The organism is Coprobacter sp., assembly GCF_982436375.1.
Genome location: NZ_CEWDCG010000136.1, coordinates 1 through 8,385, shown reverse-complemented (window position 1 = coordinate 8,385; position 8,385 = coordinate 1). Strand labels below are relative to the sequence as shown.

The window sequence follows — 8,385 nt, the reverse complement described above, 5'->3', positions numbered from 1 at the left end:
ATTTCCTCTGTCACTGTATCACTGATTTCTTTCTATCAGTTGATATTCAAATTGTCTGATTTGTGATACATGCCCGTTTTCTCTATCACTACCCTATCACTGGCAATAGCAGTTTTTCCCATCCCTGTAAATCACGCGATTATTTTATGTAAAAACGAGTGCAAAATAGGTAAAACCGGGTGGTTTTCATTGTCTAGCACGGTACTTTAGTTGCCGGACACCCCCATGTTGCCATCCTTAACACCCGGGTGTAGAAAGTCGGTACACCCGGGTGTTAAGGATGGCAACATGGGGGTGTTTACGGAATTATCTGCTTGTCTTTGGCAAAAAAAGAGAGGGCTTTTGTGGAATGAAGAACCGTATTTCGCCGATTTAATACCTGTTATATTATTTTTACATTTGTTTATTCGATTATTCTATATGCTTTTTCCAAAGCATATAGAATACAGCATACTGATTATCAATAATATAACAAAAAAACATGTTCCAGAGGTGATAGAGGAGTGATAGAGGAAAACGTCTTGTATCACTGTCTCTGACGCTTGAATATTAATAGCTACAACCTTTGGAGTGATGGAGTGATAGAGGATTTGCAGAAAACTTCATATGTAGATCACAACCCTGGAAAATTTTGATGCGGTTGTCCTGAAAATGGCAGGAATATGCCAAATTTTGAAGAACGCCCCGGTTATGATCCGCATGACCTACTACGGGTATCCTCCAGCCCGATGTTGCTCTCCCGGACAGTTCCAATATTCAGGCGATAAGATAAACCGGAAGCATTTTCAATAGACAACTCCGGAAAAGTTGTCAAATCTTCTCGCAGTCGCATTATGGTTTGCGTCATAGATTTCTTTATCGCTCGGTTTTGCTGCCTATTTTCTTCTGTCGATTCATCTTCGCTCAAAGGCCGCCCTAACACATCATTACAAAAAACAGGATAGCTGACAGTATGATCCGGTGCTTCCCAAAAACAGATAAAAGCACGTAAACGGTTTCTTGCCAAAAAAACTTTATGATCTTGATCTTTCAATTCTCCCGTTTTCTTGCTGAAAAAAACATCCTGCGCTATCTCTATCCACTCCGAAGCATCCGAAGAAAACGCTACCGGTACGGGCGTAACAGGAGTAACAGCCGCTTCATTATGCTCTACATTTTTGCGGCGTTGCCATAATTATAATAACAAGAATGCACCACAACAAAATCAGCCCCCAAATCAAAGGCATCCGGCTAAATAAATAGGAATGGGAAAACAGGACATACGCTTGTAGTTTTATTTCTCTTTGATCATGTTCTACGCCAAAGACAATGGGTTCTAAAGCGATCCCTGCCTGAGATAACAGTTTATTCGAACAACTGACAAGGCTGTCACCCTGTGAAAAAGAAACGGCTGTCTGGGCAATTATGCCTTCACTTTTTAGTTCTTCTTGAAAAAGACTGTCGAGGGTAAAGGCTCGATTGGGATTTTTGAATGCTATGAACATCTGAAAAGACCATTCTCTTTTATCGATCAAAGCAAGACTATCCGCCTGCTTATTTTTCATATAAACAACTTTTCCCTTTTCGGTCTCGATAACAGTAGAATCAGAAGAAATGCCGGTATCAGATCTTGGGAAAGAGATAAACTCCGGTTGCATCAGTTCCTTTTCCAGATCGACTGCATGACTAAAAAGATAAGTTGCTTTAAGAATCTGCTCATTTTTAATTTGAGAAAAGTAACAACAAGATAAAAACACGACCAATATCGTTAAAATCGATATCCCTCCAAAGACTATAATAAATCTATGTTTTTCCATTTTCATCTCATTTGTGAGACAAAAGTAACAAAACGAACAAGCAAAATCAACACTTTGGCAACATTTCACCGGAAACAGCAAAGTGTTTCCACTTTTAGTTGACAATCTTAAATCGGAAGATTACTTTTACGCTCAAAAAAAGGAACATGAAAAAGAAAACAGTATTAAAATTGCTTTTTATTGCAAGTTGTTTGGTGGCTGTGTGCAGCCTGTTTTACAATAATGAAACAAGCACATTGGACAGTCTGGCATTTCAGAATGTTGAAGCATTGGCCCAAGGCGAGATGCAAACAAGATGCAGATCTCACGCTGGGCGATTTCAGCAAAAGACCATTCAGCTACAAGACAGGAAGTGATACGATTAGATAAAAATCTAATCCGTTCATTGGATTTCTGTGCCACAGACTCTTGTTTTCTGATCCCGGACTATTTAGGAGAGCACCGATATTGGCAAGTCGACTACAGTGGTAAACCTATCAGAAGCATCGGCAAAATACCTACCGAAAAAGATTTGGCTTCGGAAATCCGTCCGGCATTAGCACAGGCATGGCGTAGTTTTATCGATTACAACCCGCACAATGGCATATTGGCAATGGTCACCCAATTAGGGGAATCCATCGAAATATACAATACCAAAGAGAATACCCATACCGTATTATACGGTCCGAACGGCGAACCCCGGTTTAAAAGCATCAAAGGTGAAGGCTTCCCAACCGGAATTATGGGATTCAGCGATATTGTTATCACTGACAAATATATCTATAGCGTATTCCAAGGAATCCGGTTTAAAGACAAATTAGCCTCTTATCAACGGGGCGAAAAGCCGGAGGACGGAGGGCGTTATATATATGTATTCGACCTGAAAGGAAATCCCATACAAAAATACACCTTAGACAAACCCATATACGGAATCGATATAAACGAAAAAACAAAAAATGTAACACAGCAAGTCCTGTCAAAGTAAAAATAAGAGGCCAAGTTCAGTAATTGAACGAAAGGGAGCCTGCCTGAAAAGCCTCAGAAACTACGACGGCAAGCTCCCCGAAACCCCTTAGAAAGGAGGTGTATGATGGTAATATAAACCGGACAAAACAGAATGATGCAAGTTCAGTACATCATTTGGCTATCTTGTTGCTTTAAAAGAATGAACAAAGATAGGGAATTTACTGAATCAAAAACGATAAAACAAAATACGAAAATGAAAAAGCGTATACTTGGAGCAGCACTTTTAGTAGCAATAGCAGTGGCTGCCGGCTGGAATTACAATCAGAGTAGAAATGAAGTACCGCTGTCAGATTTAGCATTAGCTAATGCGGAAGCGTTAGCCCAAGGCGAAACAGATTGGGGAAATTGTACTTATTATGGTTGTATTGTTGATTTTAGTAGTACCTGTAATGTATATTCATCCATTTGGGGAAATTTAATAAAAGTTTGTCCAAACATGAGAGGATAAAACGTGTCGAATAAAGAAAGTGACTGAAGGAGCCTCTTCAGCACTTTCTAAAATAAATATACCATGAAATTAATCATCATATTATTATTGTTTCCCTTCGTCACATGGGGGCAAAATCTATTTCCATCCAAAGGTGTTCGCCGTACGACAACCCCTAACAATGGAAAGTTCGTAGATAGTCCGTCTTTCAATAGTGAAAGTAGAACTATCAGTAATAAAGCGACTAAAGAAAAAACCAACTACAAAATCTACACAAAGGAATACGTGGATCAAAAACATATACCAGATGAATTTGAACTGACTGAATTTGCTTATCCGAAAAAAGGAAGTACTGTGTCTTGGATCTTGACTCCGGATACATCAAATTGTCGACATGTGAAAATTTTCTCTTTTTATAGATCTGGCTCCATGTCTCTTCGAGAAAAAGTAACAACTGATTTGAACAAATATTTCGACTATAAGTTTTTCGACTATACCAAAGAGATGATTTACAATAAAGAGATTCCGTTATTGATCATATATGAGGCTGATATAGAAGATAGGATCAAACAAAAAACATTAAAATCCTTTTTGCATGACGGGAAATTGGATCCGAATGAAAAAGATCTCATCACGTCAAAGTTAAATCGTTACATAATAGTATATTATATAGCCAATTAAAAAATAAAGGTTATGAAAATTGCAAAATTTATCAGTATATGTATTTTTATTACATTTTGTTCTTGTAACAACAAAGGAGTTTATGAGAATTGCATATCTTTCAAATTGACAGATTTCTTGGATAAAGGCGAGATTAAAGGCACTGATCTTCAATTTTCTAAAGAGGTAATGCGTCCGACAGCATTACATATAGAAGATTCAATCCTTATTCTAAAAGAAGATATGGATGAACATATATTGCATATGTATAATGTTAATACAGGAGAGAAAGTTAACACATCTATTTCTTTTGGAAATGGCCCTGGAGAATTTCTTCATATACAACAAATACAATCATCTGACAGCCTATTATGGCTATCAGATGCACAAAGACCATTCATATCTGCTTATCGTAAAAAAGACATCTTATTTTCAGATACTATATCACCAACAGCAATAAAAGAAGTTATGCTGCCTGATCTTTTTGGAAATATCGTTATTTTACCCAATCACCATTTTATGACAACAGCTTATAATAGTACTCAAAAGCGTTTATCATTCTACGACTCAGAAGGCAAATTTATAGAAACAAAAGGTGAATACCCGGAATATGGAGAGATATTGACCCCTTTTGAAAAAATAGAAGGACTTTCCTGTTATGCTACCCTGTCTCCGGATAAAAATGGGATCTTCCTTTTTTATAAACAAACAGATTTAATAGAGCTATATGATATATATGGCAATTTAAAAAAAAGAATACAAGGTCCTGATTTGTTTTTTCCAGTAATCAAACAGACTATTCAAGATGAATCAGTTCATGTTAATTCTGTTTCAGGGCAATCACGAGATGCATATTTTTCACCTTTATCCATAAATGGGAGAGTATATGTTTTATACTCTGGGATCTATTTTAATCGTGAAAACCACAAATATCTAAAAGATCAACTTTTTGTATTTGACGATAAAGGAAATCCTCTACAACGATATACATTGGATTCGCCTATTTTCACCTTTACAATCAATCCTACGACAAATAAATTGTATGGATTAAGTGATAATCCTGAATTTCATGTGATAGAATATCAATTATAATTAAAGAGAAACATGGGAAAGAAAATCATCGGCGTAATCGCTTTTGCAGCGATCGCCGCAGTAGCAGGCTGGAACTACCAGCAAAATACAAATGAGGTTCAACTTTCTGACTTAGCATTGGAAAATGTCGAGGCTTTAGCTTGGGATGAGAATAAATCAAACTATCATTTGTTTCCATGTCCATCAAGTTCCGGAAATGAATGCCGTTTTAAAGACAGTGAACGTCCTGAATGTTATGGCCCAACGTATTGTAGATAACCATGTACAAATTACTATTTCATTATTTATGCATAATTTGCATTAGTATATCTTGCTCTCAGAGAAGAGAAAATATAAAGACCGTTGATAATGAATTAGTTGAAATACAGAAGGAGGAACTTTTTTTCCCTCCTTCTGACGTATTACAACTAAAGTCCTATTATTTGTCTTCTTCGGTACAAGTAGGTGCTAAACATATATTGATTGGATATAACCATAAGGAACATGCTTTGGATTGTATCGATCTTCTGGAGAAAAAAATCATTCAAATTCCGTTACAAACAAGTGGTCCTAACGCCATAACTCGTTTAACTGGAATTTTTGCATATCAAAAAGACTCCATTTGGGTTGCTGATGAATCGGAATCCGTATTCCTGATTGATCCGAAAGGGAATGTGTTGAAACGTATTCAAATCCGTAATTCTTTGCAAGAAGACGAGGAATTGATCATAAATACGAATCATGCTATGTCTACAATTCGTTTGTATTACAATGCCCTGCACCAGTCGCTGCTATGCACGGTAAAAGATAGGTCTGTTTCGCCACCCCGATTCAAAGTAAAAGAAATTTTCCTCGAAGAAAACCAAAAGGTAAAAACTTTCAATTTATCTCCATCTATTGCGGAACCAGACATAAGCAAAGGGTATGCGAACATGAGTGAACCGAATGTCAACTTTCGGGATGATTACATTTTATATAATTATCCGATAGAATCACATCTCTACAAGATCGATTTGAACACAGGATCTGGAAAAATGTACAAAGCTGATAGCGATTACACTTCCAATAAAGCTCAAAAGTGTAAATCCAAAACAGATTATACAGAATGGCAAAGACACGGATTTGAAAATCCTCATTTTTTTGATATCATGTATCTTCCGACATGTGATATGTATGCCCGTTTGCATGTGGATGCCATTGATTTCGGTAAAAACGAAAACCTGGAATTATTATCCAGAGAACGGGATTTTTATTTATGTCTGTTTGATAATGAGCTTAATAAAATAAAAGAAATCAAACTGCCCATAAACACATTCAATCCTTATACAGGCTGGTGTCAGATTCATGATGGAATCCTTTTTTTTGTAGATAAAATTACAGATCAAGAGATTTCCGAAGATTTAGAAGTGCATATCTTTCATCCTGTCATGATAAAGAATGATTGAAATATAGTTTCTCCCCTAAAACAATGAATATGAGATTGCAATATAAAACAACTACAAAATATCTGTTTTTTTCGTTGCCTTTCTACTTGATGCTTTTTGCTTGCGGCTTACAAATAACCGATGTGGAATACGCTCTGCGGGAAGCCGGAGAAAACAGAGGGGAGCTTGAAGCGGTTTTGTCGCACTACGCAAAACTGGATGATCGGCAGAAACTGGAAGCAGCCCAATACCTGATTCGATACATGCCTTACCATACTTCTTATGATAAAGGCATTGAGGACTATTATCACGCCATTGATTCTGTCGTTGCTTTATCAGAAGACAAACTTGAACAAGAAAAACATATCGAATCGCTTCGTCTTAGATTTGAAAGTAAATATAAACAGAAACGGGATATAGAGGTTATCACTTCGGAGTTTCTTATTCAGTCAATCGATGAAGCTTTCAAACAATGGAGAGAATGCGAATGGGCCGAACATCTGGATTTCGAACAATTTTGTGAATATCTATTACCTTATAAATGTTTTGAAGGGCAGCCGCTTACCGAATGGAGGAATGCCTATTACGATATTTGTAAAGGAGATATTGATCTGGCATATTTGTGTGACGAGTATAAACGAAATCCAATTTTTGCAGCAACAGAAGTGAATAACCAAATGAAAAACACACCTCAAAGTTTTGGATTATTAAAGACACTTCCGATTTATGATCCTGATATCATACTGAAACTTCCTTTTTCTAATTGTGCCACGTATTGTTTAGGGGCTGTCTTAATCATGCGTAGTAAAGGAATTCCTGTCGCTTATGATTTTACGCCCAATTGGTCTACAGGTAATAATGGACATTCTTGGAATACAGTTTATACGACGCGTTTTGGAAACTTGGAGTTTGCTCCCCATACGACAGATCCGGGCACAGTTCATTATCCATATTTGAAAGTCCCTAAGATTTTCCGCAATGTGTACAAACCCAATGAAGAGTATCTGAAAATCGCAACTGAGAAATATATCCCACCCAAACTCAGGAATATGTTTATACGAGATGTTACCGCTGAATATATGCCTACGATTGACATACGTATTTCGTTGCAGGAATCATTGAAGAGTGGACAATCTCCATTTATAGCCATCTATGATGGAAATAATTGGACTCCTGTCTATTGGGGGAAAATAGCTGGTAGTCATGTGGTTTTCGAAAGAATGGGACTGAATACCTGTTATATCGCCTTGGCGTATGACTCTAATGGCAATGCTATTCCGATCAGCAAACCGTTTTTGGCTTCTGCTTCGAAGCATATCCAATTTATAGAACCAGACACTTCAGCTTTTCGTACGATCAGATTGAATCGAAAATATCCTTTGGGAGACAATGTATTTTCTATTAGAAAAAAAATAACAGGAGGTATTATCGAAACTTCTGAAAACAGGGAATTTGATCATACAAAGAAAATAGCGGAATTACCTCAAGGGAATTTAACAAATGGCACAGTGTTTCTTGATAAAAATGCCGAATATCGATATTGGCGTTTTACATCTTCTGATACAAGTCAGTGTGACATGGCTGAAATTTATTTCTATGATGAACATGATTCGATCATTCAAGGCAACATTATCAAATGTACAAATTCGATTTTTGATAAAAGCAACAACGCAGCTAATATAGCAGATGGTGATCAATTGACAAATTTCAGTGCCAAAGGAGAAGATTGGGTCGGTTTTGATTTTTGCCGGCCAGTAAATATATCCAAAATTTCGTATATTCGTCGTTGTGATGGAAATTCTATTCAGCCAGGATTGGAGTATTCTTTATATTATTGGGATAATAATAATTGGCAACTTATCAATACCAAAATAGCGAATGATGTTTTTATCGAATTTGAAAATGTGCCTCAAAAAGCCCTTTTGGCCATTAAATGCTCGCAGGGAAAGCAACAAAGAATATTCGTTTGTGATGAAGATAATAAAATTGACTGGTATTGATT

The 8,385-nt window shown here is 36.8% G+C and carries 9 protein-coding genes and 1 pseudogene; 8 read left to right on the top strand and 2 right to left on the bottom strand.

What is annotated here, in order from left to right; translation table 11 throughout:
- Positions 1 to 688: 688 nt before the first annotated feature.
- Both AC1WHX_RS08430 and AC1WHX_RS08425 read right to left on the bottom strand, forming a co-directional pair.
- Entirely contained in the window at positions 689 to 1,033 is a 345-nt protein-coding gene (locus tag AC1WHX_RS08430) for a hypothetical protein (protein WP_259325145.1), read from the bottom strand.
- Positions 1,034 to 1,142: 109 nt separating this feature from the next.
- Entirely contained in the window at positions 1,143 to 1,796 is a 654-nt protein-coding gene (locus tag AC1WHX_RS08425; RefSeq protein WP_481229141.1) for a hypothetical protein, read from the bottom strand.
- A 146-nt stretch (positions 1,797 to 1,942) separates the two neighbouring features.
- Between AC1WHX_RS08425 and AC1WHX_RS08420 the strand changes: the two genes are divergently transcribed.
- The 8 genes and pseudogenes from AC1WHX_RS08420 to AC1WHX_RS08385 all read left to right on the top strand — a co-directional run bounded on the left by AC1WHX_RS08420 (position 1,943) and on the right by AC1WHX_RS08385 (position 8,383).
- Positions 1,943 to 2,152, top strand: coding sequence for an NVEALA domain-containing protein (locus AC1WHX_RS08420; RefSeq protein ID WP_224204220.1), 210 nt, complete (start codon positions 1,943 to 1,945; stop codon positions 2,150 to 2,152).
- Positions 2,080 to 2,760 (top strand): annotated as a pseudogene (locus AC1WHX_RS08415) (BF3164 family lipoprotein); the annotation flags it as partial. The gene AC1WHX_RS08420 and the pseudogene AC1WHX_RS08415, both read left to right, overlap by 73 nt.
- A gap of 180 nt (positions 2,761 to 2,940) precedes the next feature.
- Complete coding sequence (locus AC1WHX_RS08410; RefSeq protein ID WP_370686468.1) at positions 2,941 to 3,249, top strand: NVEALA domain-containing protein; 309 nt, start codon at positions 2,941 to 2,943, stop codon at positions 3,247 to 3,249.
- Positions 3,250 to 3,312: 63 nt separating this feature from the next.
- Positions 3,313 to 3,909 (top strand): hypothetical protein, encoded by a 597-nt coding sequence (locus tag AC1WHX_RS08405; protein ID WP_005637767.1) that lies wholly within the window; start codon positions 3,313 to 3,315, stop codon positions 3,907 to 3,909.
- Between the two features lie 12 nt (positions 3,910 to 3,921).
- The gene (locus AC1WHX_RS08400) at positions 3,922 to 4,980 is read left to right on the top strand and encodes a BF3164 family lipoprotein (RefSeq protein ID WP_005637769.1); all 1,059 of its coding nucleotides are present in this window, start codon (positions 3,922 to 3,924) and stop codon (positions 4,978 to 4,980) included.
- A gap of 12 nt (positions 4,981 to 4,992) precedes the next feature.
- A complete protein-coding gene (locus AC1WHX_RS08395) occupies positions 4,993 to 5,238 on the top strand; it encodes an NVEALA domain-containing protein (RefSeq protein WP_122205154.1) in 246 nt (81 codons plus the stop codon).
- Positions 5,239 to 5,240: 2 nt separating this feature from the next.
- On the top strand, positions 5,241 to 6,404 hold the full coding sequence (locus AC1WHX_RS08390) for a DUF4221 family protein (RefSeq protein WP_122205153.1): 1,164 nt from the start codon (positions 5,241 to 5,243) through the stop codon (positions 6,402 to 6,404).
- A 23-nt stretch (positions 6,405 to 6,427) separates the two neighbouring features.
- Positions 6,428 to 8,383, top strand: coding sequence for a discoidin domain-containing protein (locus tag AC1WHX_RS08385; RefSeq protein ID WP_046452819.1), 1,956 nt, complete (start codon positions 6,428 to 6,430; stop codon positions 8,381 to 8,383).
- Positions 8,384 to 8,385 lie beyond the last annotated feature (2 nt).